We start from the raw sequence: 2,104 nt of genomic DNA, 5'->3' as shown, positions 1-2,104 counted from the left end.
CTCACCCAGTCCAGACCGCCAATCATCACCCCCTAAAGAGCAACAATCGCGCCGCCAGCATATCCCTTCCAGATACTCTCTCTATTCTCTTGTCAAAGAACCCGCCGAAGCGGCATCGCCGTCCGGTGAAGGGGCTTTTACGGATATTCCCCCACCCTGTCAACGCCGACCTGAAAATACAGAAAATGAACGGAAAACAGCCACTAAACCCATAAACCGTTCACAAACCGCACCAAAAAAAGTGCATGAAAATGAAAAATATATGAAAAAAGGAGGGGCAAGCCCCTCCTTTCCTCAAAGCACATGCCGATCGCCAGAGTCAGTCGGCATATATATGGTCAATCAGACGCGATTTTCATCTCAGTTCGATGCTCGGCCATTTCCATGACAGCCGAGCAGGACAGATCACAGATGCCACGGCATAAGGATTAGCTCGTCCACTCAGGAGTGTCGTTTCCTCCATCCTTGTTGGTAGCCAGATAAAAGGCCATGAATGGAACAGGCATGGCCACATCCAGAATGATCATTCCTTCTGAAAACGTGCCAGAGACACGTATATGACTTCATTCCAATCCATATGCATCCAGGAGATTACGTCAGTGCGCCTGCGTTCAATCAGAAACCCGCGCCTGAGAAGTATGCGCTCGGTTTATGCAGACACTTCGCCGTGCCCGATTGCGCACCCAGACTGCGGAAATCGCTGGGGATAGGCAGCCCCCCTCAGCGATTTTTCTTTCTGCGCAGACAGGCACGATGGAAGGTACAGCTATTCCCCCTCGCAAGCTGCCGATACGCTGGAAATTTCAATCCACCAAAAGGAACAGGCCTCACAGCATGCGAGCGATAGCCCCTCCTTCGTTCCCCATGTATTTCAAAAGAACACGAGACAACCCCAAGATGGGCTCATAAATATACGATATTCATATACAATATATCACAGTATTATCTTCTTAAATTTATTGTAAATTCTGATGAGATATTTTTCCATGGCATCATCTGCCAAGGATCCTCAGGCCAACCGTAAATGCTTCACATCCTGTTTCCCTATATTGCCCAGCCGCATCAGGAATTCCATTCTCTTCCAATCGCATTGGAAATGGCACGGCTTTATCCGGGAATTAAGGTTCATATTGCCAGCCTGACCCCGGAACGCGATTCCCGTATCCGCTCTCTTTGCAGATTGTACCCCGAATCTTCGGTCACCTTTGATATTTTACAGATGCCCGGATGGCTTCGGCACCACATCAGGCAGCACGGGCAGACCCCGCTGGGTAAAATGGCAGTCCTTTTGCTGAACAGAAATTATTTCAACAAATTTCAGGCAATTGTCGTGCCCGAACGTACATCGCTGTATTTACGCAAGATGGGGGTCTCTTCCCCCCGCCTGATCTGGACCCGTCATGGTGCGGGTGACCGGGCCATTGGATTCACTCATGATACGCGCCAGTTCGATTTCATACTTATGGCGGGACACAAAATAGAGGAACGACTGACCCGGGCCGGTGTTTTGCGCCCCGGCCATTATGCCACTGGCATATATGCAAAATTCGACATGGTGCGCCGGCTGCACGCCCATGGTCTGCCATTATTCCCCAATACCCGTCCGACCATTCTCTACAATCCCCATTTCAGCCCGCGCCTGTCATCATGGCACCGGTCTGGCATGGCAATTCTTGATTATTTTGCCCATCAGGAAAAATACAATCTGATCTTCGCACCGCATTACCGTTTGTTTGATACCCATCGCCTGAAAAGTAATGGTATACTGGCGCGATATGGGATGCACCCGCATATGATCATTGATCCAGGCAGCGACCGCAGCGTGGACATGAGCTATACGCTGGCAGCAGACCTGTATCTTGGAGATGTCAGAGCCCGATCCGAAAGTTTTTGAACAATACCAGTCTGTTGTGATTCATCCGTCTTTACGAAGAGATGGAGTGAATGATGACATGGACTGGTATTGCCCGACGTGAACATAGCCGGGAAGGACTGCGATATCCATCGGATATGATGGACGGGGAATGGGCTTTGATCGTGCCATTTGTGCCCCCTGCGAAACGGGGCGGTCGCCCTCGCACGACGGATATGCGCGAGGTGGTCA

2 protein-coding genes and 1 pseudogene are annotated in these 2,104 nt (G+C 50.5%); all 3 read left to right on the top strand.

The window, feature by feature from the left end:
* A partial coding sequence (locus tag CFR80_RS19680; protein WP_220032769.1) for a hypothetical protein occupies positions 1–388 on the top strand: 388 nt, incomplete at its 5' end.
* Between the two features lie 636 nt (positions 389–1,024).
* Positions 1,025–1,894: a sensor domain-containing protein gene (locus CFR80_RS17850; protein ID WP_258367947.1), complete on the top strand. Its 870-nt coding sequence runs from the start codon at positions 1,025–1,027 to the stop codon at positions 1,892–1,894.
* A gap of 50 nt (positions 1,895–1,944) precedes the next feature.
* Positions 1,945–2,104 (top strand): annotated as a pseudogene (locus CFR80_RS17845) (IS5/IS1182 family transposase); the annotation flags it as partial.

Source organism: Komagataeibacter oboediens (assembly GCF_003207815.1).
GTDB lineage: Bacteria > Pseudomonadota > Alphaproteobacteria > Acetobacterales > Acetobacteraceae > Komagataeibacter > Komagataeibacter oboediens.
Note: the sequence above shows the minus strand (reverse complement) of the source record. Positions and strands in the feature narration are given on the sequence as shown.

Excerpts from the sequence above, each read along its gene's own strand:
- CFR80_RS17850 (WP_258367947.1), top strand. The coding sequence starts at position 1,025 with ATGCTTCACATCCTGTTTCCCTATATTGCCCAGCCGCATCAGGAATTC.